The 23,954-nt window shown below is 70.3% G+C and carries 24 protein-coding genes, 2 tRNA genes and 1 pseudogene; 17 read left to right on the forward strand and 10 right to left on the reverse strand.

The features are described from left to right. The 12 genes and pseudogenes from AB0C84_RS30425 to AB0C84_RS30480 all read left to right on the forward strand — a co-directional run. A partial coding sequence (locus AB0C84_RS30425; RefSeq protein WP_361065897.1) for an integrase core domain-containing protein occupies nucleotides 1-86 on the forward strand: 86 nt, incomplete at its 5' end. A 193-nt stretch (nucleotides 87-279) separates the two neighbouring features. Beyond that, nucleotides 280-669 (forward strand): tyrosine-type recombinase/integrase, encoded by a 390-nt coding sequence (locus tag AB0C84_RS30430; protein WP_361073381.1) that lies wholly within the window; start codon nucleotides 280-282, stop codon nucleotides 667-669. 258 nt (nucleotides 670-927) lie between these two features. Next, on the forward strand, nucleotides 928-1,398 hold the full coding sequence (locus AB0C84_RS30435) for a hypothetical protein (RefSeq protein ID WP_361073228.1): 471 nt from the start codon (nucleotides 928-930) through the stop codon (nucleotides 1,396-1,398). Between the two features lie 172 nt (nucleotides 1,399-1,570). Further along, the gene (locus AB0C84_RS30440) at nucleotides 1,571-2,818 is read left to right on the forward strand and encodes an IS701 family transposase (protein WP_361073231.1); all 1,248 of its coding nucleotides are present in this window, start codon (nucleotides 1,571-1,573) and stop codon (nucleotides 2,816-2,818) included. 92 nt (nucleotides 2,819-2,910) lie between these two features. Beyond that, nucleotides 2,911-3,219 carry a hypothetical protein gene (locus AB0C84_RS30445; protein WP_361073234.1) on the forward strand — a complete coding sequence of 103 codons (309 nt, stop codon included), beginning with the start codon at nucleotides 2,911-2,913 and terminating at the stop codon, nucleotides 3,217-3,219. 44 nt (nucleotides 3,220-3,263) lie between these two features. After that, nucleotides 3,264-3,692 carry a PIN domain-containing protein gene (locus tag AB0C84_RS30450; protein WP_361073237.1) on the forward strand — a complete coding sequence of 143 codons (429 nt, stop codon included), beginning with the start codon at nucleotides 3,264-3,266 and terminating at the stop codon, nucleotides 3,690-3,692. 172 nt (nucleotides 3,693-3,864) lie between these two features. Beyond that, nucleotides 3,865-4,083: a hypothetical protein gene (locus AB0C84_RS30455; protein WP_361073240.1), complete on the forward strand. Its 219-nt coding sequence runs from the start codon at nucleotides 3,865-3,867 to the stop codon at nucleotides 4,081-4,083. 227 nt (nucleotides 4,084-4,310) lie between these two features. Continuing rightward, entirely contained in the window at nucleotides 4,311-4,682 is a 372-nt protein-coding gene (locus AB0C84_RS30460; RefSeq protein WP_361073243.1) for a hypothetical protein, read from the forward strand. Between the two features lie 459 nt (nucleotides 4,683-5,141). After that, nucleotides 5,142-5,561 (forward strand): plasmid mobilization relaxosome protein MobC, encoded by a 420-nt coding sequence (mobC, locus tag AB0C84_RS30465; RefSeq protein WP_361073246.1) that lies wholly within the window; start codon nucleotides 5,142-5,144, stop codon nucleotides 5,559-5,561. An 805-nt stretch (nucleotides 5,562-6,366) separates the two neighbouring features. Next, nucleotides 6,367-6,948 carry a hypothetical protein gene (locus tag AB0C84_RS30470; RefSeq protein WP_361073249.1) on the forward strand — a complete coding sequence of 194 codons (582 nt, stop codon included), beginning with the start codon at nucleotides 6,367-6,369 and terminating at the stop codon, nucleotides 6,946-6,948. A gap of 194 nt (nucleotides 6,949-7,142) precedes the next feature. Continuing rightward, the gene (locus AB0C84_RS30475; RefSeq protein ID WP_361073251.1) at nucleotides 7,143-7,619 is read left to right on the forward strand and encodes a hypothetical protein; all 477 of its coding nucleotides are present in this window, start codon (nucleotides 7,143-7,145) and stop codon (nucleotides 7,617-7,619) included. A 1,043-nt stretch (nucleotides 7,620-8,662) separates the two neighbouring features. Then, nucleotides 8,663-9,049: pseudogene (locus tag AB0C84_RS30480) on the forward strand (tyrosine-type recombinase/integrase); the annotation flags it as partial. A gap of 197 nt (nucleotides 9,050-9,246) precedes the next feature. On the opposite strand, the gene AB0C84_RS30485 reads toward AB0C84_RS30480, so the two are convergent. Then, nucleotides 9,247-9,317: transfer RNA gene (locus tag AB0C84_RS30485), tRNA-Gly, on the reverse strand. 135 nt (nucleotides 9,318-9,452) lie between these two features. Here AB0C84_RS30485 and AB0C84_RS30490 point away from each other — a divergent pair. Together AB0C84_RS30490 and AB0C84_RS30495 are read left to right on the forward strand one after the other, a co-directional pair. Next, nucleotides 9,453-9,526: transfer RNA gene (locus tag AB0C84_RS30490), tRNA-Pro, on the forward strand. 475 nt (nucleotides 9,527-10,001) lie between these two features. Next, on the forward strand, nucleotides 10,002-12,038 hold the full coding sequence (locus AB0C84_RS30495; RefSeq protein ID WP_361073254.1) for a hypothetical protein: 2,037 nt from the start codon (nucleotides 10,002-10,004) through the stop codon (nucleotides 12,036-12,038). On the opposite strand, the gene alaS is transcribed toward AB0C84_RS30495, so the two are convergent. After that, nucleotides 12,029-14,665: an alanine--tRNA ligase gene (alaS, locus tag AB0C84_RS30500; RefSeq protein ID WP_361073257.1), complete on the reverse strand. Its 2,637-nt coding sequence runs from the start codon at nucleotides 14,663-14,665 to the stop codon at nucleotides 12,029-12,031. The two genes, AB0C84_RS30495 and alaS, sit on opposite strands and share 10 nt — an antisense overlap. 129 nt (nucleotides 14,666-14,794) lie before the next feature. Next, nucleotides 14,795-15,175, reverse strand: a complete 381-nt coding sequence (locus AB0C84_RS30505; protein WP_361073259.1) for a helix-turn-helix domain-containing protein — start codon at nucleotides 15,173-15,175, stop codon at nucleotides 14,795-14,797. Nucleotides 15,176-15,298: 123 nt separating this feature from the next. Here AB0C84_RS30505 and AB0C84_RS30510 point away from each other — a divergent pair, with 123 nt between their 5' ends. Further along, the gene (locus AB0C84_RS30510) at nucleotides 15,299-15,877 is read left to right on the forward strand and encodes a YceI family protein (RefSeq protein WP_361073262.1); all 579 of its coding nucleotides are present in this window, start codon (nucleotides 15,299-15,301) and stop codon (nucleotides 15,875-15,877) included. A 48-nt stretch (nucleotides 15,878-15,925) separates the two neighbouring features. Here the strand turns inward: AB0C84_RS30510 and AB0C84_RS30515 are convergent, their stop codons facing one another. From AB0C84_RS30515 to AB0C84_RS30525, 3 genes are all read right to left on the reverse strand, one after another. Continuing rightward, nucleotides 15,926-16,444: an HAD family hydrolase gene (locus AB0C84_RS30515; RefSeq protein ID WP_361073384.1), complete on the reverse strand. Its 519-nt coding sequence runs from the start codon at nucleotides 16,442-16,444 to the stop codon at nucleotides 15,926-15,928. 162 nt (nucleotides 16,445-16,606) lie between these two features. Then, entirely contained in the window at nucleotides 16,607-17,371 is a 765-nt protein-coding gene (locus tag AB0C84_RS30520) for an alpha/beta hydrolase (RefSeq protein ID WP_361073264.1), read from the reverse strand. An 87-nt stretch (nucleotides 17,372-17,458) separates the two neighbouring features. Further along, the gene (locus AB0C84_RS30525; RefSeq protein ID WP_258942585.1) at nucleotides 17,459-18,058 is read right to left on the reverse strand and encodes a TetR family transcriptional regulator; all 600 of its coding nucleotides are present in this window, start codon (nucleotides 18,056-18,058) and stop codon (nucleotides 17,459-17,461) included. A gap of 82 nt (nucleotides 18,059-18,140) precedes the next feature. On the opposite strand from AB0C84_RS30525, the gene AB0C84_RS30530 reads away from it, so the two are divergent. Then, on the forward strand, nucleotides 18,141-18,938 hold the full coding sequence (locus tag AB0C84_RS30530) for an SDR family oxidoreductase (protein WP_361073268.1): 798 nt from the start codon (nucleotides 18,141-18,143) through the stop codon (nucleotides 18,936-18,938). A 92-nt stretch (nucleotides 18,939-19,030) separates the two neighbouring features. Here AB0C84_RS30530 and AB0C84_RS30535 read toward each other — a convergent pair whose 3' ends face one another. Both AB0C84_RS30535 and AB0C84_RS30540 read right to left on the reverse strand, forming a co-directional pair. Beyond that, nucleotides 19,031-20,866 (reverse strand): glycosyl hydrolase family 18 protein, encoded by a 1,836-nt coding sequence (locus AB0C84_RS30535; protein ID WP_361073271.1) that lies wholly within the window; start codon nucleotides 20,864-20,866, stop codon nucleotides 19,031-19,033. Nucleotides 20,867-21,060: 194 nt separating this feature from the next. After that, nucleotides 21,061-21,546 carry a MarR family transcriptional regulator gene (locus tag AB0C84_RS30540; protein WP_361073274.1) on the reverse strand — a complete coding sequence of 162 codons (486 nt, stop codon included), beginning with the start codon at nucleotides 21,544-21,546 and terminating at the stop codon, nucleotides 21,061-21,063. Between the two features lie 61 nt (nucleotides 21,547-21,607). Between AB0C84_RS30540 and AB0C84_RS30545 the strand changes: the two genes are divergently transcribed. Continuing rightward, complete coding sequence (locus tag AB0C84_RS30545) at nucleotides 21,608-22,024, forward strand: cupin domain-containing protein (protein WP_179847052.1); 417 nt, start codon at nucleotides 21,608-21,610, stop codon at nucleotides 22,022-22,024. Nucleotides 22,025-22,040: 16 nt separating this feature from the next. Here the strand turns inward: AB0C84_RS30545 and AB0C84_RS30550 are convergent, their stop codons facing one another. Next, nucleotides 22,041-22,685, reverse strand: a complete 645-nt coding sequence (locus AB0C84_RS30550) for a response regulator transcription factor (RefSeq protein WP_179847053.1) — start codon at nucleotides 22,683-22,685, stop codon at nucleotides 22,041-22,043. Further along, a complete protein-coding gene (locus AB0C84_RS30555) occupies nucleotides 22,637-23,923 on the reverse strand; it encodes a sensor domain-containing protein (RefSeq protein ID WP_361073279.1) in 1,287 nt (428 codons plus the stop codon). The genes AB0C84_RS30550 and AB0C84_RS30555 overlap by 49 nt, the downstream gene beginning before the upstream one ends. Nucleotides 23,924-23,954 lie beyond the last annotated feature (31 nt).

A 23,954-nucleotide genomic window follows, 5' to 3' on the forward strand; every position in this document is an offset into this window, starting at 1 on the left:
CCTGGCTTGAGCACTACAACACCCAACGCCCCCACTCAGCTCTGGGCGGCAAGCCCCCCATCACCCGACTGTCACCAAGATCATGACCAAGTACACCTAGACCTGGACGCCCTCACCTTCGAAGCCCCGAACGGCCGCACCCACACCCACGGAACAATCACGGCCTACAGCCTCGGCAAGTGCAAATGCCACCACTGCCGAGCCGCCTACCGAGCTGAGCGCCGCGCCCAGGGCGAGGACGACCCCCGCAAGCCACGCGTCATCGACGACGACCCCCACATCTCCGCGAACTGGTTCCGCACCCGCTGCTGGCACCCAGCCCGAGCCGCCGCCGACCTCGGATGGTCACCCCGCATCCACGACCTCCGCCACGCCCACGCCTCCTGGCTCCTAGCCGGCGGCGCCGACCTCCAGGTCGTCAAAGAACGCCTCGGCCACCGCAAGATCTCCACCACCGAGCGCTACCTCCACACCCTCCCCACCGCCGACGAAACCGCCTCAGAGGCCCTAGCCAAGATCCGCGCAACCCAGGCCAGCCAGGGCGCACCCGCAGACCTCGAAGCCCCACTCGCCGAAGCCCAAGCAAAGATCACCCAACTTCAGGCCGTACTAGCCGACCATCTGATCGCCCAGCAAACCGAAACAAGACCAAACCTGCGCTCCGTGTAGCGCGCCTCAGGATGGATCCGGGAGCGGAGGAGTTGATCATGATGGGGTCCACGTCCTCGGAGGGCCGAGGATCGCGCGAGTGAGGCCGCGAGCCTGTCTTGTCGTCCCGCAGCGAGGAATTGCGTCAGGCCAAGACCCACTAGTACGACAGCCGGACTTCGTGATCTTGGGCATGGCCACGCGGTATGCACAGACGAGCCCACGGCACAGTGCGGCGATGGCGAGCGGTGACCCAGCTCCGTTCGTATCGTGTGCCGCATGACTGAGTTGGTGGCCGCGCAGGACGACGGCATCCTGGTTGAGTACGGCATCTTCGGGCTGATGGACTTGGATGTCGAGGCGTGCCCGCGCCCGTTCCCGGATGGCGCCTCCTGCGGTGACGAAGTGGTCGCCGTGGTCTGCGACAACCGGCTGGACTTCACCTCGGCCGCTCTCGACCACGACGTGTCGGTCCGGCTGGAGGCATGGTCCGGCGAGCCGCCCGAGCCGGATGGTGACTGGTCGGGGAGTGAGACGGTGTCAGTCCGGCTGTCCAGCGGGGTGGTCCAGCTGTGGTCGGTGACAATGGGGCCATCGCGGATAGGCACCTTCGCGGTCGGCGACGCCGGCCGCCATCAGGTGCGCGTGTGGTGGCAGGGCGCGGACGAGGCGGCTGCGATGCACATGGCGGAGCAGCAGATACCGCGGGGGACGGAGGAGTTCCTGGTGCGGTTCTGGTCGGACTGCTAGTCCAGCCTAGTACTCGAGCCGTAGTTCGTGATCTTGGGCGTGGCGGCGCGACATGGCGCGGCCACCGCTTGATCATCCCGGAGTTGTGTGGAAACCAGTTGGTGTGACGGTGGCCGCGGGCCACAGCATAGACCCGAGTCGATGGCAGGCGGAGTTCGATGGTGTGCTTGACATGATCGCTGCCCGGTTCGCGCGGGTGGAGTCGCGACGGCTGGTCGGGGATGCGGTGTTGGGGTTGATGTCGGATCTGCCGGTGAAGAACTGCTGGACGCTGGCCGAGCACGCCGGTCACGAGTCACCGGACAGGCTGCAGCACCTGCTGCGCAAGGCGAAATGGGACGACGACGGTGTGCGCGAGGACCTGCGTGGCTATGTCGTCGAACGGCTCGGAAGCGACGATGCGGTTCTGGTGGTGGATGAGACCGGCGACCTGAAGAAGGGCGCATGCACGGTCGGCGTGCAGCGACAGTACACCGGTACCGCCGGGCGGATCGAGAATGCCCAGGTCGCGGTCTATCTGACCTACGCCACGGCTGCAGGGCATGCGTTGATCGACCGCGAGCTCTACTTGCCGCAGGTCTGGGCCGGCGATCCCGATCGCCGCGAACAGGCCGTGGTCCCGGCGGAGGTGGAGTTCGCGACCAAACCGGCGCTGGCGACCGAGATGATCACCCGTGCCCTGGGCGCCGGCGTGACCGCGGACTGGGCAGCAGGTGATGAGGCCTATGGCGGCGACCCGAAACTGCGCAAGACTTTGGAGGATCGCGGCGTCGGCTACGTGCTCGCGGTCGCCTGCAGCCACCCGGTCCGCACACGCGTCGGCAAGATCCGCGCCGACGAGCTCGCGGCCTGGTTGCCGCGCAAGGCCTGGCAACGCCTCTCAGCCGGCGAAGGCTCCAAAGGACCCCGCTTCTACGACTGGGCCTGGATCGGCATCGAACCTGATCGCGACGGCATCGACAGCCACTACTGGCTGCTGATCCGCCGCAGCAACACAACCGGTGAACTGGCCTACTACCGCTGCTGGGCACCGCCAGCGGTCCCGCTGCGCGAGCTGGTCCGCGTCGCCGGTCGCCGCTGGACGATCGAGGAGTCGTTCCAAGCGAGCAAGACACTCACCGGCCTGGACCAACATCAAGTCCGGCGCTGGACCAGTTGGCGCCGCTGGACCATCCTCACCATGCTCGCCTACGCCTTTCTCGCCGTCGTCACCGCGACCGAGCGAATCGAGAACCCAGCCCCACAAACAAGTTCGCTGATCGCGTTGAGCTGCAATGAGATCAAGCACCTGTTCAACACCCTCGCCGCGGACCCGATACACAGCCTGCAACACCGTCTGCGCTGGTCGATCTGGAGACGCCGACATCAACACCGCGCCCGAGCCAGTCACTACCACCGCCGGCAAGCCCTCACGGCGTGACGATCACGAAGTCCGGCTGTCGTACTAGCTCGTACGTGAGTTCTGCCCTTCTCGCCGGGACAGTCGACTCCTACCATTGGTAGGATTGAGTCGTGGACGCCAAGCGAACTACCGCCAACCAGCCTCTTCGTGTCGCGAAGCGCCGCAAGGCCGCGAGTGAGCACAGCGCGACCGAGAAGCTGTCGGCCACCATCCGCCGCGGCCGCAAGGCCGAGATCCGCGAACAAGCCCGCAAGCTGGGCCTGTCCGATTCCGCCTACGTTGATGAGGCGATCGCGGCCAAGCTCCAACTCGACGCCCTCGCCGAGTTCGTTGACGAGTTGGAAGAACAGCACGGGCCGTTCAGCGAGGACGAGATCCAGGCCGCCCTCGCCGCCTGGCCGTCTGCGCAAGATCAGTGAGCGCCGCTCGAGGCCGTCGGGCAGCCAGGCTTGGCGGAACTTTGGTGCTTGACAACGATGCCATCAACAAGGCGGCCACGGACCGCGACGTTGCGATCTTCTTCGCTGCCGCGCTGCGCAAGCAGGCACGCTTGGTCACGTCCAGTGTCGTGCTGACGGAGATCCTTCGCGGCTCCGACCGGGACACGAAGCTGAACCATGTGCCGTCCAGCACCAGAACGGTCGTTGAGCCTGTCACCGAGGACCTCGCACGCGCCGCCGGGAAGCTGATCGGGGACGCGGGGTTCGACTCGACGGAGGTTGTTGACGCTCTGGTCGCCGCGACGGCTCACATGTACGCCGACCGTGCGGAGGCGGCAGGGCAACAGCCTGATGTGCTGATCTTGACCGCCGACGCAACCCACCTTCCGGGGTTGGCCGGTGACCGAAAGGGAGTAAGGGTGCAGAATGTGAAGGACATTCGCTCTTCCTGAAGCCACCTTTTCGCGGCCCCCAGGACACTGGAGCATGGCCGGGGCGGGGTGGGCGGACCGCCCGCACCCCGGCGGCCCGGCCGCCGCCCCTGTTCCGGAGACGATCTTCGGAACAGAATGGCAGAGTGGTGCCGATCGGCAAGTGGTCACGGGACAGGCGACAAGCCGTGCAATGGCGGGGTGCGCGGCGCTGGCCTTGTACTTCCTCGCCGTGGCCGTCGTCGGCGAGTGGGACCTGGCGGTCGCCGGAGCCGTGGCCCTGTTCGCGGGCGTGCTGTGCGGCGGGATCGCCTACACCACGGGAGTGATGGCGTGGGAAATGCTGCGGGCCCTCGGCGGAGGGCTCGTCAAGGCCGAGTACAGCAAACCGTCCAGATCTACCGGCCGGTAGGGGGCCGCAACCCCGAATCTCCCTCGCAGCAGCGCTATATCTATATCAACGCCCAGGGGCGAACGCTGACGGGCACGCGCGGTTGCTCCTACGAGAACTCCAAGGCGCGGCCACAGCGCCGCTTCTGGATTGCCAATGGCAGACATCCCATCCTGCGGCCCTACCGTCGTCTCAGTTGTCGTCGTGGCCCGGTTAACAGTCGGGCCGCAGACGCTTATGATCGCGCCATGGCGTCCGATGTCTCCGCTTCGTCCAGCGTTGTCTCTGGCGGGACGCCGCCCGCGGCGGCCGAGGGGCGGGTCATGTCCCGGCTCATCGCGTGGCTGCCCGGGTGGTGGCTCGCCAGCCCGCTCATGTTCTGGGTGGTCACGCTCCAGGGCGAGAACGATCATGACATCGCTCACGATTCCTTCTGGGAACTGGTCGGCAGGGCGCTGGGGTGGATCGGGCTGGGCGGCGTCGTGCTCGCTCCGGTCGTCGGCCTCGTGGTGGCGTCGATCGGACGGCGGCGCCGGGCGTGCGCGCGCTTTGCCCTCATGGGAGCGGTGTCGGTCGTTGGCATTCTCGCCATCCTGTACGTCGTCCTGCACGCCGACTGAGCGTCCGGACGGTCGGACGTCGGCGGGGTGTCCGGGCGATCCGTTCTTGAGCCCTCGGCGGTTCCTTCGCGGACGGCCGTCCGAGGAGGGACCAGCCTGGGGACTCCGCGTTGCTCACTGACAGCACTTAGCGTTCCCGCTAACGTTCGCTCCGCGGCCAACAGGCCGGCCGAATCTGGCATCGGAGACGTTCTCGGCGATTCCTGTTCTTGCCGCGCGGACCGGATAGCGGGGAATTCGTCAGCAAGCTGAAGGATGCGATACTGCCCGGCAGCAAGCGTCAGAACGGCTCGTCAATTGATACGAGTCGACCTCCGTGAATCGACGCATGATCAGCTCAGTGCGGGATGCAAGATAGCTGGTAGAGCGCTACCTGTTGTGGATAACTTCCGCTTGGAAGATCACACTAGCCAGGCATGGGACCGAGCGCGGTCCCTCAAAAGCCAGGAGCGGAAGCATGTGACCACACCAAAACGAGGCAGCGACGGGGCCAAGCCGCTGCAGCGCCGAGCGAAACTCAGCGGAGGGCGGCGGCGAGAGCGGGAACTGAGAATCCGCGTCTGCGACCAGGAGTACGAAGAGTTCTACGAAGCGGCGACGCGAGCCGGACTCGCGTGTAGCGCCTTCGTCGTAACGATGGTTCGCACTGCGATGCGCGAGCAGCGGCCTGTGGACGGGGCGCTCGTCGCGTTGCATGCCGAACTGCGGAATGCCAGCCGTCAGATGAACGCGGTCGGGGTCAACCTCAACCAGCTCGTGCGCCACGCCAACGCCCACGACCAGGTCCCGGAACCGGTGGAGTGGCTGGCGGCGTACTGCTTCCAAGTGGTGCGGCGAGCGGAGGCCGTCATCGTCGAACTCGGCCGACGTCTGCCGTGATCGCCAAGGTCACTCGTGGCGCCGATGTCGGAAACCTGCTGCGGTACCTGTACGGGCCGGGTAAGCGTAACGAGCACACCGACCCTCACCTCGTCGCCGGGTACCGGCACCCGGCCGCACTGGAACCAGTGAGACGCACGGACGGCAAGCGCGATCTTCGGCCGTTGGGCGAGGTGCTGCGTTCGCCGCTGGAGACGCTGCGGCGAGGCCGGCCGGCGGGACCGGTCTGGCAATGCTCGTTGCGGACGGCCCCCACCGATCGGGCTCTCACCGATGAGGAGTGGGCCGATGTCGCCGAGGAGTTGATGCACCAGACCGGCATCGCATCACGCGGAGATCCGGAGGCGTGCCGGTGGGTCGCGGTGCGGCACGCCGACGATCACATCCATGTCGTGGCACGAGCCGAACGCGCCGGGTTGGAGGAGCTGCCTCGTACCGTGCTGCGTCGGCAGGTGGCCACGGTCGCCGCATCGTCCGACAGTGAAGAGGCGTTCTTCGCCGGCTTGCGTGAGCGCGGGCTGGCGGTACGGCTGAGGTTCAGTGTCCGCACGCCTGGCGAGGTGACGGGATATGCCGTCGCGGTGCCCGACTACACCAACTCGAAGGGGGCACCGATCTTCTTCTCCGGGGCAAGCTCGCTGATGACCTCACCTTGCCCAAGCTGCGCCTTCGGTGGACCGACGGCGCGGGCGGTTTGCCGACGGCCCGCTTGCATAGGTGTAAGGCGGGTTCGTCCGGCGACTACCCGGAGCGGGCAGCGGCCTATCGGGAGGCTGCTCAAGTGGCTGGTACGGCGGCGTGGTAGATGCGCGAGTTCCGCGATCCCCGTGTTCGCGCCGATCTGGCAGCGGCGGCCGCTGACGTCCTGCACGTCACCGCGGACATCACCGGTAACCGTGAACTGGCCAAGGCCGCCGACTTCTACGACCGCGGCGCCCGAGAACCGTTCGGCCGCTCGCCAGCGCCCACGCCGTACGGAAGCGCTCTTCGCGCGGTAGCGCGGACGTTCGCGGTCACCAACGTGCGCTGGGGAGACCGACGCGAACACAAGAGGAACCTCACCGTCGATCTGCTGTTCCTCATCGCCAACCTCGCCGATCTCATCGAATCGACAGCCGAGCATCGCCTTGCCCAGCAACGACTCGCACAGGCTGATGCAGCACGCCAGGCCGCAGGACGGCTGCACGCTATCCGGCGGACGGCACCTGGGCCGACCGCACCGGTGCCGCCGCGCGTCGCGGAAACCCGCGACGAGGGCCGGGCGATGGCGAGGCTTGCGGCCGAAGCCTTCCCCGTACCGCTGGCCGAAGGACTGGGCTCGACCGCTGCACTTTCTGCTCGTCCACCTCAGGCGCCCCATCGTCGTAGCGGCGCGCCCAGGCGCTGACCTGCCGAGGCGAGGCTCGCCGGAGCCCTTTGGAGTGCTGGAGTCAAGATCAAGGCACAGGCGCAATTACGGAGCGTAAACAACGTCATGAAGCGGCAGAGCATTTGTCTGCCGCTCCTCACAGGAAGGACGGGCCATGTCCACGAACAACTCTGGCCCTCCCGCAGAGGGTCTGCACCTCAAGGACTGCACCCATGACCTCCAACCCCAGCGCGACCAGCCGTAACGCCCAGATCGATCACGAGCCCGAACAGCTCGCCGAGGATCTGGAACGAGCCGTCCGCTCGCTGAAGCAGTCCGTGGAAGAACCCGGCGGCCTTGCCGGACCCGCGACCGTCTACGCGGTGCTGGACGCCGTCCACACAGCCGCCACCGAGCACGACCAACTTCTACTCCACCTCGAACGCTTCCTCGCGCACCAGCATGCGGACGGACGCCTCGTCCGTGGCCACGGCGGAGCCTCGACGAGGCACTCGACGACTTCGGTCGCGCGATCCTTCACGCCCGTCACCGGGGCGCGGGATGCGGCGAAGCCATCAACCAGGCCCGAAGCGCGATCAACCACGTTCACGGCACAGGATCGCCGCCCGCAACCAGCGCACCACCACACAGCGGCACTGCCACCGAAGCGGCTCCAGCGGCCGCGATCGGACGAGACGCGCCACGGGTGACGCCTCCTGAAAGCCGAAGGGTAAGGGCGAGATGGTTCGGCAGCTCCCGGAAGGGGGCCTGAGCCGTGAAGCAGATGAGCCAGGACGAGCTTCTCGCCCTCCCGACCACGATCAGCGTCGAGACCGCAGCCCGCGCCATCGGACTCGGACGCACGCGCGCCTACCAGCTCGCCCGCCGAGGCGAGTTCCCTGCAAGGTCATCCGCATCGGTGCCCGCTACCGCATCGTGACGGGAGACCTCCGCCGGCTTCTTGGCATCGAGCCGAGCCAGCGGGACGTCCCCCCAACGGGCACGATCAGGGCACGCCCACCCGCTGGGGGATCACGCTCTCACTCCGCAGGCTGGGTGGCCAGGACGAGCTGTTCAGCACGTCATCGGCTAGTGTCCGCGTCGGCGACGACCTTCCGCCGTCCAAGACAGATCCACTCCACTGTTCCCTTGCGAGCCCCTGTCCCAAGCACGCATGTCGCGCCGGCTCTCGCGCATCTCGGCCGTCAGCGCCGCACTGTCCCGGAACCGGTGCCCTCGCCGACGTAGACGCCGGTCGTAAGCCACAGCGAACGTGAGCAGCAGAGCGAAGAACCCGATGATCAGCAATAACCACATGCGATCATCCTCGCCCTTCAAGGTGGATCTGAGTAGGGCGAGTGCCACACATACGGTCTCCGCGGTGTTCGCCTCTCGCGGTGGGAAAATTCGTCTTCCTCAAGTCCGTTCCGCCTGAACGGATGCCCAACGTGCCGGAGTGCTCATTCGCGCGAACGAGCGTACCCCGTGACAGACAGATTCGCGCGAATGAGTGCTTCGGAGCGCGGGGGTCCAGGGGGCGGCGCAGCCCCCTGGTTCGAGCACGCTTTACCGTCCCTGGCTGGGACCGTCACAGCGGCGGCGCGGCCCCTGTGGCGGGCGGAGGGGGCCGGGCTGGCGGGTGCGTCGCGATGCGTGGCCCGGCGCGGCCGTCCGGTGAGCGGCGCCCACGCCGCACGCTCCGGGTGGCCTGGCGCGGGGCCGCGCAGCGGCCTGAGCGCCGCCGCACTTTGACCTGAACTCGGGCGTTGTCCGGGTGGCGGGTTCGCTGGCCGAGTTGGACGGCGGCAAGCTCCTGGAGGGCACGCCCAAGACGCGGGCCGGTCGGCGCATCGTCTCCATCCCGCCGGAGATCATCCCGGATCTGCAAGCGCACCTGGACGAGTTCGCCGAGGACGGTCCGGACGGTCGGGTGTTCGTCGGTCCTCGGGGCGGTCCGCTCCGGCGCTCGGGCTTCCGGCGCATCTGGAACAAGGTGCGGGCGGACGTAGGCCTTCCTGATCTGCACTTCCACGACCTTCGCCACGTCGGCAACACCCTGGCGGCCACCACGGGCGCGAGCCTCAAAGAGTTGATGGTGCGCATGGGGCACGCCTCGTCGCGGGCGGCGCTGATCTACCAGCACGCCAGCCAAGATCGAGACAAGGTGATCGCGGTGGCGCTCGGGGAGGCTTTCAAGGTCGCTCGGGCCAGTGACAAGAGTGACAAGCGCACCCCGAAACGATCGGGCACGCAACGGGCACGGAAGCCTTGGCGATCATGGCAAAAAGCAAGGCCCAGGTGGGGAAACAGAGTTCCTACCTGGGCCTTCGTAGTGGGAGCGGGCGACGGGAATCGAACCCGCGTAGCCAGTTTGGAAGACTGGGGCTCTACCATTGAGCTACGCCCGCGGAGCGTGAAGCCTGGTGGGCCTCGGTCGCCATCCCGTAGCGTACAGGGTTCTCGGGGTGGACGTGCCCGGGGCGGAGCGGGCGGGGGTCGATCGGGACTACACTTCTCGCGTCATCGCGTTCGGCGGTGGCGTGCGGGCTGTAGCGCAGTTTGGTAGCGCACTGGCTTTGGGTGCCAGGGGTCGTGGGTTCAAATCCCGCCAGCCCGACCGTTGACCCGTCTCCCTCGTAGGGGTCGGGGTAGGAGCGGCGGTCCTCCGGTAGGGCACCGTTGAAGGTCTTGAGTCTCCTGGTCCCTGTCGACCGGTGCCTGTGCGGTACTTAGCGGAAATAGCATTATGCATTTGTAGCGTGACGGTAAGTGACGCTTGGGTGTGCTATAGGAAGGTGCGCAGGGGCGAGCGACGTCTGGGGCCGCGTCCGGTCGGCCGCGGGAGCGGATCGGGCCGGGGTGGCGGCGTCCGCGCGTTCGCAGGGGGTCTGCTGCCGGGGCGGGGTTTCCTCGACCGGCTGTCTGACGGTTCCGCCGTCTGCATCCAGGAGGCGTTCGGCTGCGGTGGTCAGCCGACGCCTCGTTCGTTACCTATGGCCTCCCAGGGGGTCTCCATGGCACGGCATACCTTCGGCCGGACGCCGGCCGATCGAACGATGGTTCCAGGCGCCGTCACGTCTCACGGTGGCGTCATGACCGCACCGGCGCTTCTGGCCGGGCCCACCGAGGTCACCTTCTGGTCCGAGGCCGTCAGCGGGGTCCGGTACACCGACCTGCTGGACGGGGCGGGCGTGGCCGTCAGCAGCATCGTGTCCTCCGACGGGACGGACGGTCTCCCGGTCGGCACGATCCCGGAGTTCCAGGGGCCGGACGGTGAACCGTACGGGCCCGCCGACATGTGGGCGGACTTCGGCGGCGCCAGGTTCAAGCTCGTCGCGTCCGACTTGGGCTTCGCGTCGGCCGTCCGGGCCGGGGCAGGCGCCGGGTCTGAGGGTCCCCCCGGAACGGTGTGGGTCGACGCGGCCGGGGCGCCCTACTTCGCGGACGGGACCGGCCTCACCGACTCGCGCGCGTCGATCCAGGCCGCGATCGACGACGTCGCGGCGGCCGGTGGCGGGGTGGTGTCGCTGGCCCGCGGCACCTACCAGATCGGGTACGTCGCCAACGCGGGCGGCACCGGGGCGGCGGGAGGTCTGCAGCTCAAGGACAAGGTGTGGCTGCGCGGGGAGGGCATCGGGACCCGTCTGGAGGCCACGGGGACCTGGTCGACGCTCGCCGGGCTGGTGGGCATCGGTGACCGCGCGGTCAGTCGCGCGGTGCGGGACGCCCGGGTGTCGGACATGTGGCTCAAGGGGACGCCCGGCGCGTCCTTCGCCGGCTCGCCCGCGGCCAACGTCCACGGCGTGCTCCTCAACACGGTCGGCGTCACCGGGGAGCCGGACGCGGTGCATCGGCTCCACGACCTGTGGATCTGGGACACCGAGGTCGGTGTGGCCCTCCTCGGCACCGACGACCAGGCCCTGCAGGTCCAGCGCGTCAGGGGGCGGCACTTCCGCCGCCAGGGGCTGCTCGTCGGGAAGGAGTCCGGCGGGGGAGGGGCGGACGACTACTTCCTCGGCATCGACGTCTCGTCCGCCAACTACAACGGCGGCGTGTACGCGGGCATCGAGGTGTACACCTCGAACAACCATTTCTCGCAGTGCAAGTCCTGGTACAACAAGCGTTCGAGCGCGTTCGCCGCCGGGGCCGCCTACAAGGACGGCGCGGGCTGGTACGTCAACGGCACCCGGAACATCTTCACCAGCTGCGAGGCCCAGGACAACGGCGGCCACGGCTGGGTCGTGAGGCTGGGCAAGAACACGATGGCGGCGTGCGTCGCCGACTCCAGCAACTACTTCGACAACATCTCGGGCAGCGCTCGGGCGAACGAGTGCTCGGGGTTCTACCTCGGCTCGTCCGTCACTGAGATCACGCTGTCGGCGTGCCTGGCGTTCGACCGGAACACGACGAACAAGTACCAGAAGTACGGCTTCGCGCTGGACGCGGCGTCCCGCAACGTCTTCATCACGGGGGTCGCCTGGGACAACCGGGCGACGTCCTCGTCCGCCACCCCGCTCGACGGGGTCGCGTGGATCAACGGTGCGGTCCACCCGTCCCACGAGATCCTGGTCCTGTCGGCTTACGGGAACAACCGCGCCACGATCGCCTATGGCGACCCGGACGAAGGTGGAGGCGCCGTCCAGAAGCGGCAGGACTCCCCAGGCGCCGCGGTCGTCTACACCTCGCCGCGGCTCCAGGACGTGCCCGCCCTGGTCGCTCAGGTTCCGGGTGGTTCGCTGCGGTACCGGTGGGAGGCGCTGATCTTCTACCGTGCGGACGCCGTCCACGACGCGAGGATCGGCGTCCGCACGGGGCGCGACAGTGCCGCCGGAGCGGTGGAGGCCCGATGGCAGGCCGAGTACCCCGGGCCGAACGGCAGCGCGGCTGTCAGTTACTCCTCCTCGGACGTCGGCGACAACCGCTACGTCGTGGCGGGCGGCGCGGGCAACGTCGGCGGTGACGGCTCCAACCGCCAGCGGTCCTGCCGGTTCAGCGGCACCCTCTTCGCCGGCTCCGGTGTCGGAACGGCCACCCTCGCGATCCAGGTCGCCGAGGACGGCGGGACCGGTGACGGCGTGCGGGTGATCGAGGAGTCCTTCCTCGTGATCACTCCTGCCGCCTACACCTGAGCGGCGGCGGAGAGAAGGGCGCGGGCCTCGGTCGCCGCGGTGGTGATCGCCTTGGGGAGGTTCTCCGGGCGGCGGCCGCCCGCGTTCGCGACCGGGCCCTTGCCGCCCGCGCCGCCGCCGACCTCGCGGGCCGCGGCGGTCAGCAGGTCGCGGGCCCGGACGCCGGTGGTCGCGCCGGCCGCCGCGACGAGCACCGCCTTGCCGCCGGACTCGGTGCCGAGGACGACGAGACCGCGCTGGTCGCGGCGGGTGAGGACGCCGGTCGCGATCGTGCGCAGGTCGGCGCCGGTCAGGCCGGGGACGGTGCGCGCCACGAGCCAGCCGCCGGGCACGGGTTCGGCGAGGGACGCTAGGCGGTCGGCGTGCCGGTCGAGTTCGGCGCGGTGCAGCGCCTCCAGGTGGCGCTGGGTTTCCGCGAGGGTGTCCAGGCGTTGCCGGAGGCGGCCCGGGGCCTGGTCGGGGCGGACGTTCAGCAGCGCCGCGAGCTCCTCCAGCAGCGACGCGGTGCGGTCGTGGTGGCGGAGGGCGTCGGCGCCGGTGAGGGCCTCGATCCGGCGCAGGCCGGTGCCGATGGACGACTCGCCGACGATGTGGACGGGGCCCGCCTGCGAGCCGTGGCCGACGTGGGTGCCGCCGCAGAGTTCGCGGGAGGCGTCCCCGATGTCCACGATGCGGACGTCGTCGCCGTACCGCTCGCCGAACAGCGCGATCGCGCCCGCGCGTTCCGCCTCCGCCCGGGTCGCCTCCCAGACGCGCACCTCGGGGTCGTCGAGGAGGTAGTCGTTGACGAGGGTCTGGACGAGGCCGGTGTCGACGGGGGAGAAGTGCGCGAAGTCGAAGCGCAGGCGTCCGGGTTCCACGCGGGAGCCCTGCTGCGCCGCGTGGTCGCCGAGGGTGCGGCGCAGCATCGCGTGCAGGACGTGGGTGGCGCTGTGGGAGCGTGCGGTGGCCGCCCGGCGGTCCGCGTCCACGGTCGCCTCGGCCTCGTCGCCGGGACGGACCTCGCCGTCCACGATGCGGACGGTGTGGACGTGCAGGCCGTCCAGCCCTGGCCGGGTGTCGAGGACGTCGAGGGTCGCGCCGGACGTGCGGATCGTGCCCGTGTCGCCGACCTGGCCGCCCGATTCCGCGTAGAACGGGCTGCGGGTCAGGACCACCTCCAGTTCGTCGCCCGTGGTCGCGGTGGGCACTTCGCCGTCCGGGCCGAGCAGGGCGCCGATCTGTGTTTCGGCGGTTTCTGAAGAGTGGCCGACGAAATCGGTGAGGCCGTGTGCGGCGGCGACGCGGCGGTAGAGGTCCTGCCGCGCGACCGCGCCGCCCTTGCGGCCCTGGCCCGCGTGGTGCGCCTGGCGGCGCTGCTCTTCGAGGAGCTCGGCGAACGCGTCCTCGTCGACCGTGAGGCCTGCCGACCTCGCCGCGTCGACGGTCAGGTCGATCGGGAAGCCGTAGGTGTCGTGGAGTTCGAACGCCGTCCGCCCGGAGAGGGTGGTCGTGGCGCGGCCGATCGCCGCGTCGAGGATCTGGGAGCCCTGGCGCAGCGTCCGCTCGAACGCCTCTTCCTCCGCCGTGACGACCTGCTCGATGAGCTCGGAGCTGCGGGACAGTTCCGGCCAGGTCGAGCCGAGGGTGCCGACGACGCTGGAGGTCAGCGCGGGCAGCGCCGGGCCGTCGATGCCGAGCCGGTGCGCGTGCCGGATCGCGCGGCGCATCAGGCGGCGCAGGACGTAGCCGCGGCCGTCGCGGGCGGGCATGACGCCGTCCGCGATGAGGAACGCGACCGAGCGGGAGTGTTCCGCGACGACGCGGAAGGACGTCGAGTCGTCGCTGCCGTCACGTCCTGGGTAGCCGCGGCCCGCCATCTCCTGGACGAGCTGGAACGTCGGCGCGAGCAGGTCCGTCTCGCACACCGTGTCCACGTCTTGCAGCACCGCCGCGAGACGGTCGAGACCGAGCCCCGTGTCGATGTTGCGTGCGGGGAGTTCGCCGAGGATCGGGTACCCGTCCTTGCCGGGGCCCTCCCCACGGAGGTTCTGCATGAAGACGAGGTTCCACAGTTCCTGGTAGCGCTCGCCGTCCACCGCGGGCCCGCCTTCACGTCCGAAGGACGGCCCCCTGTCGTAGTGCAGTTCGGAGGACGGTCCGCAGGGGCCGGGGATGCCCATCGACCAGTAGTTGTCCTCCATGCCGAGCCGCTGGATCCGCTCAGAGGGGACGCCCACGCGCCGCCAGAGCCGGACGGCCTCGTCGTCGTCCAGGTACACGGTGACCCAGAGGCGCCGCGGGTCGAGGTTGTAGTGGCGGGTGAGGAGCTCCCATGCCCAGGAGATCGCCTCCGCCTTGAAGTAGTCGCCGAAGGAGAAGTTGCCGAGCATCTCGAAGAACGTGGTGTGCCGCGTGGTGCGGCCCACGTTCTCGATGTCGGACGTACGCGCGCACTTCTGCACGGACATCGCGCGCGGGTGCTCGGGCGCGGTCTCGCCGAGGAAGTACGGCTTGAACTGGTTCATGCCCGCGTTCGCCAGCAGCAGCGTGGGATCGGAGGGGATCAGCGGGCTGGACGGCACGACGCGGTGGTCGCGCTCCTGGAAGAAGCCCAGGAAGGTCGAACGGATGTCAGTCGAGCGCATGGGACGGCCTCACGAGGTCGATGGGATGAAGGCGCACGCCGCCGAGCCGGGCCGGGCACGTCTGCGCGTTCCCCAGCTCGGCGCGGCTAGCTCGCCGTCCCACCTCGTGAATGACCATCGCCGTCCACGTTACCGGCGCGCGTCGTCCGCCTGCACGTCGTTTTGGCGGGCGTCGTAGTCGGCGCGGGAGGCGTCGATCTGGGCGAGGTGGGCCTCGGCCCAGGTGACGAGGGTCTCGGCCGCGTCCATGAGCGTCGCGCCCATCGGGGTGAGCGAGTACTCCACGCGGGGAGGGACCACGGGGTAGACGGTCCGGGTGACGATGCCGTCGCGCTCCAGGCCGCGCAGGGTGACGGTGAGCATCCGCTGGCTGATGCCGTCGATCTCGCGCCTCAGCTCGGTGAACCGCTTGGTGCGCTCGCCGAGCACCGCGATGACCTGCAGCGACCACTTGTCGCCGATGCGGTCGAGGATCTCGCGCGCGCGGCAGCCCGCGACGGTGTGCTCCATCGGTTATCTCCAGGTGACCAGGGCAGAAAAAAGTGCCTTCTTGTGCCGGGCGTCGGGGTGTCCGCACCATGGAGGCGGTTCCTGATGGGAACCGCCTTACCTTCCATAACCGTAGGAGACACCATGACGGCCCAGCTTGTCGAGATCCCCGGCTACCTCGCCGGGACCTGGACCATCGACCCCCTCCACTCGGGGGTCGGCTTCACCGTCCGGCACCTGATGGTCAGCCGGGTCCGCGGCCGCTTCGGGACCTTCGAGGGGACGATCGTGACCGGCGCCGACCCGCTCGACTCGTCGGTGACCGCGACGGTCGACCTGGCCTCGGTCGACACCGGCAACGCCCAGCGCGACGAGCACGTCCGGGCCGCCGACTTCCTGGACGTCGCGCGGTTCCCGGCCATGAGCTACCGCTCGACCGGCGTGCGCCGGGACGGCGAGGACTTCGTGCTGGACGGCGAGCTGTCGCTGCGCGGCCTCACCAGGCAGGTCCCGCTCCGGCTGGAGATCGGGGGGTTCGGCCCCGACCCGTTCCGGCAGGACGACCCGTCCAAGGGCGCCCGCGCCGGGTTCACCGCGACCGGCGAGCTCAGCCGCCTGGAGTTCGGCGTGGGCGAGGCGACGACCGTGGCGGGCGGCGGGCTCGCGCTCAGCGACAAGATCCAGATCGTCCTGGAGATCGAGGCGGTCCTCCAGGACGGCTGACCCCGCCGGGCGCGACGGTGCGCACCGCGGAGACCGTGCGCACCGCCGTCAGCCCTTGAGCAGGGGCGCGAGCGCGTCCAGCGTCGTGATGCGCGCGACGTCCAGGGCGCCGGGGGCCGGGCCGCCGGAGCGGTCGAGCCACACGCCGGTGAGGCCCGCGGCGGCGGCGCCCCGCGCGTCGGTGCCGAGGCGGTCCCCGACGTAGGCGGACGCGTGCGGCTCGGCGCCCACGGCCGCGCAGGCCGCCAGGAAGATCTCGGCGGCGGGCTTGGCGGCGCCCGCCTCGCTGGAGGCCACGACGACGGGGAGCCGGCCGGCGAACCCGATCCGCTCGACCTTCAGCCGCTGCTGCGCGGCGTCCCCGTTGGTGATCACCCCGAGCCGCAGGCCCCGCGCCGCGAGGGCGTCGAGCGCCGGTGCCGCGTCCGGGAACGGGCGCCAGGCGGCCTGGTAGCGCGCCACGTACCCGGTGAGCCACGCGTCGGCGCGGGCGTCGTCCCAGACGCCGAGGCCGAGTTCCCGGGCGAGGGTGACGATCCGGAGGCGGCGCTGCTCGGTGAAGCTCAGCTCGCCCCCCCAGGTACCGGTCGACCGCCTCCTCGGTCAGCTCCGCCCAGCGCACGGCGAGCCGCGCCGGGTCGGTGTCGGGGAACATGCCGACGACGGCCCGGCGCGCGGCCCCCTCGTGGTCGAGGAGCGTCCCGTCCAGGTCGAACAGCACCGCCGTGATCATGAGAGGAAGCCGAGGAGCGCGGCGGTCAGCTCGGCGGGCGCGTCCTCCTGCACCAGGTGACCCGCCCCTTCGATCGCACGCAGACGCGAGCCCGGGACGAGACCGGCGAGCTCGCGTCCCTTTTCGATCGGTATCCAGGTGTCTTCGGCGCCCCAGCAGATCAGGACCGGGAGGGCCAGCTCGCCGTAACGCGCCTGGACCTCGTCGGTGTGGCGCTGGTCGGCCTGCGCGATCTGCCGGTAGAACGCGGGCTGCCCGGCTTCTCCCAGCCACGGAGCCACGAGCGCGTCGAGGGTGGCCGGGGGCAGGCCGCGGTGGCTCGCCGACGTCACGTACTCCCGGACGAGGGCGCCGTGCAGCGCGGGCGGCAGCTGCTCGAACACCTCCGCGTTGGCCCCGACGAGGCGGAAGAACGGCGACCCCCACGGGGCGAGCGCGACCGGATCGACCAGGACGAGGTCGCGGTAGCGCGCACCGTGCAGGAGATGGGCCCGCAGGGAGACGGCGCCGCCGAAGTCGTGGGCCACAACGGACGGCTCGTCCAGGCCCCAGTGCGCCAGCAGTTCGGCGAAGACCGCGCCCTGCGCCGCCAGCGAGACGTCCTGCCCCTCGCTCATCTCCGACGTCCCGTAGCCAGGCATGTCCCAGACGTATACGCGGTGGGTCGCCGCCAGAGCGCTCGCGACGCCGCGCCACACGTAGGACGAGAACGGTGTGCCGTGCAGGAGGACGACCGGATCCGCATGCTCGTTCCCGAACACATCCCACCTGACCTCACCACCCTGGCTTCGGTAGATCTGGCGAAGCGTCCAGTCCTGCAAGAAAGCTCCCAATTTCTTCGAACCGGCTCAGCCGAACCCGTGTGATTCGGCGAGTACCCGCGCCGCCTCCATGACCGACGCGCGGCGGCGCGCGACGGAGGCCGCGTCGTCCTCCTCGTCCAGGACCACCCGGCGCAGCTGCGGGACGGCGAAGTTCCACGCGATGAGGCCGAACACGGTGAACATCAGGTCCTGGACGGCCCGCGCGCGGTCCGGGTCCGCGGGGCCGCCGCCCGCGCCGTTCTCGGTGAAGCGCGCGGCCTTGCGCCGGAACTCCTCGCGGCGCTCCGCCTCGCCCTGCACCTCGCCCGGGGTCTCCAGAGCCTCCCAGAGCAGCAGCCTGACCAGCTCCGGGTGCTCCCTGTACCAGTCGAACAGCCGGCCGACGGAGTCCGCCAGGCCGTCCGGATCGATGTCGGTCGCGTTGCCGATCTCCGCCATCTTCGCGCGCACCACGGCGCCGAACAGCTTCTCCTTGCCGCCGAAGTACAGGTAGATGGCCTGCTTGTTGGCCCGCGCCTCGGTGGCGATGCGATCGATCCGGGCGCCCGCGAGCCCGCGCGCCGCGAACTCGGCGGTGGCGGCCTGGAAGATCCGCCGGCGGGTCGCCTCCGCGTCGTAGCCCATACGCGGATTAAACCACCCGGTTGACTTCGGCCGGTCCGGGGGGCACTCTAAAACAACCAGATGGTTTATTTTTGGAGGACGCATGACCACGACCGAAGCACCCGTCCCGGTCCGCTCACCGCTCCCGGAGAGCCTCGCCGGCCGCACGGCGGTGATCCTCGGGGGCAGCTCCGGCATCGGCCTGGCCGCGGGGGAGCTGCTCGCCTCGGCCGGTGCGCGGATCGTGCTCGCGGGCCGCGACAGGACCCGGCTGGACGCCGCCGTGGCGCGCGTGGCCGCGGCCGGGACCGCGGCCGAGGTGCTGGGAGCGGCCGCCGACGTCACGGACGAGAACGCGCTGGATGAGGTCTTCGAACGCGCCGGCACCGTCGACCACGTGCTGGTGACGGCCGGGCGCCCCGCAGGGATGGGGCCGCTCACCGGGCTCACCCGGGACGTCGTGCGCGACGCCGTCGAGGGACCGGCGTGGGCGGTGGTCGCCGTCGCGCGCGCAGCCGCCCGCCGGATGCCCCCGGGCGGGTCGATCACGCTGACCTCGGGCATCCTCGTCACGCGTCCCCGGCCGGGAATGTCCGCGCCGGTCGCGGCGGGCGGCGCCGTCGAGACGCTCACCCGCGCGCTCGCCGTCGAGTACGCGCCCGCGCGCCTGCGGGTCAACGCGATCCGGTTCGGCGCCGTCGACACCCCCCTGCTGCGGGCGGCCTACGGAACCGCCTCCGGCGCGGAGGGTGACGCGGCCATGGCCGAGGCGGGCGGGTCCACGCCGCTCGGACGGTTCGGGACGGCCGAGGAGGCCGCCTCCGCCGCCCTGTTCGTCATGGCCAACACCTACATGAACGGCGAGATCCTCACGGTGGACGGCGGCCAGTCCCTCATCTGAGCAAGGGGCGGGCCCCTGACCGGCGTCCGGTTGGTCAGGGGCCCGAAGTCTCGGCTGTCTGAGGGGCTGGGAGTACCCCTTCTGCGAACAGCTCAGCCGAGACCGCTCTTGATCGCGGTGATCAGCTCACCGCCCGTCGTGTCGCCGCTGAGTTCCCAGAAGAAGGCGCCGCCGAGACCCTGGTCTCCGGCGAAGCCCATCTTCCCGCGGATGGTGGACGGGGTGTCGTAGCTCCACCACTCGCCGCCGCACTTGCCGTAGGCGGTTCCGGCGACCGTGCTCGTCGCGGGGCACTTGCCCTTCAGGACCTTGTAGTCCTCGATGCCGGCCTCGTAGGTGCCGGGCGCGGCGCCGGTCGCGGTGCCGCCCGGCTCGGACTGCGTGACGCCCGTCCAGCCGCGGCCGTAGAAGCCGATGCCGAGCAGCATCTTGTTCGCCGGCACGCCCTTGGCCCTGAGCTTGGCGATGGTGTCGGTGGTGTTGAAGCCCGCGTGGGGGATGCCCGGGTATGACGTGAGCGGCGAGTGCGGCGCCGTCGGTCCCTTGGCGTCCCAGGCGCCGAAGTAGTCGTAGGTCATGGGGTTGTACCAGTCGACGTACTGGGCGGCGCCCCCGTAGTCGGTGACGTCCATCTTCCCGCCGTCGGAGGCGTCCGCGGTGATCGCGGCGGTCACGAGGTTGCCGGACCCGAACTTGGCGCGCACCGCCGCCATCAGCTTCTTGAAGGCGTCCGGCCCACTGGTGTCGCAGGTCAGGCCGCAGGCGTTCGGGTACTCCCAGTCGATGTCGATCCCGTCGAACACGTCGGCCCAGCGCGGGTCCTCGACCAGGTTGTAGCAGGAATCGGCGAACGCGGCGGGGTTCTGGGCGGCCTGGCCGAAGCCGCCGGACCAGGTCCAGCCGCCGAACGACCACAGCACCTTCAGGTTCGGGTGCAGCTTCTTCAGCTTGCGCAGCTGGTTGAAGTTGCCGCGCAGCGGCTGGTCCCAGTTGTCGGCGACGCCGTCGACGCTCTGGTCGGCGGTGTACGCCTTGTCGTAGTCGGCGTAGGAGTCGCCGATCGCGCACCGGCCGCCCGTCACGTTGCCGAACGCGTAGTTGATGTGCGTCAGCTTCGCGGCCGAGCCGCTCGTCTCGACGTTCTTCACGTGGTAGTTGCGCTGGTAGACGCCCCAGTTGGTGAAGTACCCGACGACCTTGTCGCCGCCGCCTCCGGGGTTGCCGCCGCCGCCCTCGTCGGTGGTGACCGACACCGGCGCCGACGCGGGGGAGGTGTTCCCGGCGGCGTCCTTGGCCTTGACGGTGAAGGTGTAGGCGGTCTTGGCCGACAGCCCGCCTACGGTGGTGCTGGTACCGGTCACCGACGCGGCCTTGGTGGAGCCGGTGTAGACGTCGTAGCCGGTGACGCCGACGTTGTCCGTCGACGCGGTCCACGCCAGCGACACGCTGGTGGCGGTCGTGCCGGTGGAGCGGAGGCCGGACGGGGCCGAGGGGGCCTCGGTGTCCTTCTCGGGGGGCGTGGAACCGTCGCAGGTCGCGCCGTTGATCGTGCAGCCGGTGAACCAGCCCGAGCCGGTGCCGCCGAACCCGAAGCTGGTGGTCGCGCCCGCGGCGATCGTGCCGTTCCAGCCGGTGTTGGCGAACGTGTAGTGGTTCCCGGAGACGGTCTTGGTCGCGTTCCAGACGTTGCCGACGGACGTCCCGGACGGCAGGTCCGCCTCCAGCTTCCAGCTGCTGATCGCCGCGCCGGTGCCGTTGGTGATGGTGCAGTTGCCGTCGAAGCCGGTGCCCCAGTCGGAGGTCTTCTTGCAGGTGGCGGTGACGGCCTGCGCCGACGACGCCGGGGGCGCCGTGAGCAGGGCGGTGGCCGCCGCCAGTGTCGCTGCGCCGGCGAGCGCGATGGCCCGCCGCCGGCCCGGTCGTGACATGGTTCTCCGTTCGGTTCGGCCCCCGAAGCAAACAGGAAATCCCCGCCATCTCTTAGGAAAGTTTCCTAAGAATTGCGCCGATCGTAACCGCGCCGAACGGCCCCGACAAGGGCCTGCGGGAGACCCGCGGACGCCGGTGCGAGTGGTCTAAGCGACTGCCTGGACCCATACGGTCACCGGCCGCCGAGAAAAGTTCAGGGCGCGCCGAACCAGCCCGGCATGTCGAGCCGCCACAGGTCCGCGGGCGTCATCCGGCGCAGATCGTCCTCCAGGGCCCGCATCCGCTCGGCGCCGAGCGCGCGGACCCAGTCGCCCCGGATCCGCTCGAAGGCGCCCTCGGACCGGACGAGGGAGTCCACGGCCCGCGGGGTCAGCCGGACGATCTTCCGGCGGGCGTCCCGTGGGTCGGCGCCCCGCTCCAGGTAGCCCGCCCGCTCCAGCGACTCCACCATCTTGCCCGCGGCCTGCTTGGACACTCCGAGCCGGCGGCCGAGCTCCACCGCCGTCGTGCCGTCCGGGCCGATGGCCTGGAAGACGAAGCCGTGCATCGTGCGCAGGTCCGGATGCCCCTCCCGGGCCAGCTCGGCGTGCAGTTCGTCGATGATCGCGCGGAACGCCAGGAAGAGCCGCAGCGGCAGCTCGAAGCCTGGCGCGTCGCGCGGCCCGCCGTCACTTGACATGAAAGACAACCTCGTTGACTATATGGACAACCACATTGTCTAACTTAGGGGATGGAGAGCCATGACGCTCATCCGCGACGCCGAGAGCCGCCGGACCGAGACGCCGAACGGCCTGATGATCACCGCCGCCACGCCGACCCAGGGCGGCACCGAGGGGCTCGCCGTCTGGCGCGTGGAGATGACGCCGGGCAGGACCGGTCCGCTGCACGCCTTCGACACCGAGCAGGTGTGGACGTTCCTCGACGGCGAAGCCACCGTCGACCTGGACGGCCGCGAGCTGGAGGCGGGCGCCGGCGACACCGTCGTCCTGCCCGCCGGCGTCCGCCGGCAGATCACGACGGGCGGCACCGGGTTCACCGCCGTCGTCGCCGCCCACGCGGGCTGCCTCGCCTACGACCCGGACGCGCTGGTGGACGAGACCCGCTGCGCCATCGCGCCCCAGGGGGACGAGCGGATCGTCCCGCCCTGGGCCCGCTGACCCGCCGCCCCGGCGATCAGGCGCCCAGGTAGGCCAGGACGGCGAGCACGCGGCGGTTGTCGTCCTCGGACTGGGGCAGCCCGAGCTTGCCGAAGATGCTGTTGGTGTGCTTGCTGATCGCCTTCTCGGTGACGAACAGCGACGCGGCGATCGCCGCGTTCGAGCGCCCCTCGGCCATCAGCCCGAGCACCTCCCGCTCGCGAGGGGTGAGCTGCTGCAGCGGCTCCTCGCGGGCGTGCCGGGTCAGCAGCTGGGCCACCACGTCCGGGTCGAGGGCGGTGCCGCCGCCGGCGACCCGGCGCACCGCCTCCACGAAGACCTTGACGTCCGACACGCGGTCCTTCAGCAGGTAGCCGATGCCGCCCGTGCTGTCCGACAGCAGCTCCCGCGCGTACAGCTGCTCCACGTGCTGCGACAGCACGAGCACCGGCAGGCCCGGGACCTCCTTGCGCGCCTCCAGCGCTGCCCGCAGGCCCTCGTCGGTGAACGTCGGGGGGAGCCGGACGTCCACGACCGCCACGTCCGGGCGGTGCGTCGTCAGCGCCCGCAGCAGGGACGGCCCGTTGTCGACCGCCTCGACGACCTCGAACCCGAACGCCTCCAGCAGGCGGATCAGCCCGTCCCGGAGGAGGGCGAGGTCCTCGGCGATGACAACGCGCACGGCAGCTCCATGGTCACGACGGTCGGCCCGCCGACCGGGCTCGTCACCGCCATCGTCCCATCGAACGCCGCGAGCCTGCGCTCGATACCGCGCATTCCGCTCCCGGCCGCCGCGTCGGCGCCGCCCGTCCCGTCGTCTCCGACGATCATCATCAGCCGGCCGCCGCCGTGCTCGATCTGCACCCAGGCGCGCCGCGCGGCCGAGTGCTTCACCACGTTGGCGAGCATCTCCGCGACCGCGAAGTAGGCCGCCGACTCCATCGGGGCGTCGCCGCGTCCCGGCAGGTCGATGTGGACGTCCACGGGCAGCGGCAGGGTGAGCGCGAGGGCGCGCACCGCGCCGTCGAGCCCCCGCTCGGCCAGCACCGGCGGGTGGATGCCCCTGACCAGGTCGCGCAGCTCCGTCAGCGCCGTCCCGCTCGCCTCGCGGGCCTCGGCCAGGAGCTTCTGCGCCGTCTCGGGGTCGTGCTTCATCATCTCCTCGGCGAGGCCGATGTTCATGCTCAGCGCGACCAGCCGGGCCTGCGCGCCGTCGTGCAGGTCCCGCTCGATGCGGCGCAGCTCGGCGGCCGAGGCGTCCACCGCCTCCGACCGCGTCTCGGTGAGCCGCTCGACGCGCTCGGCCAGCGCCTCCCGTGTCGGCGCGAGCAGAGACTGGGAGAACTTGGCGTGCGCCTCAAGGAACAGCGGCCCCAGCGGGAGGGACACCGCCGTCAGCGCCGCGCCCAGCACGATGGTGCCGACGACGCCGACCACGCCCCAGTCGTCCAGCGGCCAGAAGGGGCCCCAGCCGTAGTCGACCACCTGCGCCAACCATGGCGCCACGAACACGCCCTCCAGCCCGTACAGCGTGAGACCGCCCGCGAGGACGCCGAGGACGAGTGCGACGGGTACGTTCACGAACGTCCACAGCAGGTCGCGCCACGAGGCCGGATCGGTGAGGATCCACTTCAGCCGGCCGAACACGCCCGCCCCGGCCGGCTCCGCCCTGTACGGGACGGGGATCCGCACCCCCGACCACTCGGCCGCCCACGCGCGCTGCTGGTTGGCGATCGTCCGGATCGCCTGGAACATCACCGGCGCCAGGACGACGCCGAACCCCAGCGGGATGAACGCGATGGACAGCACGGTCACGATGAACAACGGCAGGTTCACCGCGTACGCCAGAACGATCTGGACCACGGCCCGACCGAAGCAGATGAGGGCGCGCCGCCCGTACCCGCGCAGTAGCTCGCTCACCGTTCCTCCAAGGGGTTCGCCGTGGGACCTC

Origin of the sequence: Actinomadura sp. NPDC048955, assembly GCF_040649435.1 — a bacterium.
In the GTDB taxonomy this organism is placed as follows: domain Bacteria; phylum Actinomycetota; class Actinomycetes; order Streptosporangiales; family Streptosporangiaceae; genus Spirillospora; species Spirillospora luteofluorescens.

Coding starts and splice junctions, on each gene's coding strand:
- AB0C84_RS30435 (WP_361073228.1), top strand. CDS start 928: ATGACTGAGTTGGTGGCCGCGCAGGACGACGGCATCCTGGTTGAGTAC.
- AB0C84_RS30440 (WP_361073231.1), top strand. CDS start 1,571: ATGATCGCTGCCCGGTTCGCGCGGGTGGAGTCGCGACGGCTGGTCGGG.
- AB0C84_RS30455 (WP_361073240.1), top strand. CDS start 3,865: ATGGCGGGGTGCGCGGCGCTGGCCTTGTACTTCCTCGCCGTGGCCGTC.
- AB0C84_RS30460 (WP_361073243.1), top strand. CDS start 4,311: ATGGCGTCCGATGTCTCCGCTTCGTCCAGCGTTGTCTCTGGCGGGACG.
- AB0C84_RS30470 (WP_361073249.1), top strand. CDS start 6,367: ATGCGCGAGTTCCGCGATCCCCGTGTTCGCGCCGATCTGGCAGCGGCG.
- AB0C84_RS30475 (WP_361073251.1), top strand. CDS start 7,143: ATGACCTCCAACCCCAGCGCGACCAGCCGTAACGCCCAGATCGATCAC.
- AB0C84_RS30495 (WP_361073254.1), top strand. CDS start 10,002: ATGACCGCACCGGCGCTTCTGGCCGGGCCCACCGAGGTCACCTTCTGG.
- alaS (WP_361073257.1), bottom strand. CDS start 14,665: ATGCGCTCGACTGACATCCGTTCGACCTTCCTGGGCTTCTTCCAGGAG.
- AB0C84_RS30505 (WP_361073259.1), bottom strand. CDS start 15,175: ATGGAGCACACCGTCGCGGGCTGCCGCGCGCGCGAGATCCTCGACCGC.
- AB0C84_RS30510 (WP_361073262.1), top strand. CDS start 15,299: ATGACGGCCCAGCTTGTCGAGATCCCCGGCTACCTCGCCGGGACCTGG.
- AB0C84_RS30525 (WP_258942585.1), bottom strand. CDS start 18,058: ATGGGCTACGACGCGGAGGCGACCCGCCGGCGGATCTTCCAGGCCGCC.
- AB0C84_RS30530 (WP_361073268.1), top strand. CDS start 18,141: ATGACCACGACCGAAGCACCCGTCCCGGTCCGCTCACCGCTCCCGGAG.
- AB0C84_RS30535 (WP_361073271.1), bottom strand. CDS start 20,866: ATGTCACGACCGGGCCGGCGGCGGGCCATCGCGCTCGCCGGCGCAGCG.
- AB0C84_RS30540 (WP_361073274.1), bottom strand. CDS start 21,546: ATGTCAAGTGACGGCGGGCCGCGCGACGCGCCAGGCTTCGAGCTGCCG.
- AB0C84_RS30545 (WP_179847052.1), top strand. CDS start 21,608: ATGACGCTCATCCGCGACGCCGAGAGCCGCCGGACCGAGACGCCGAAC.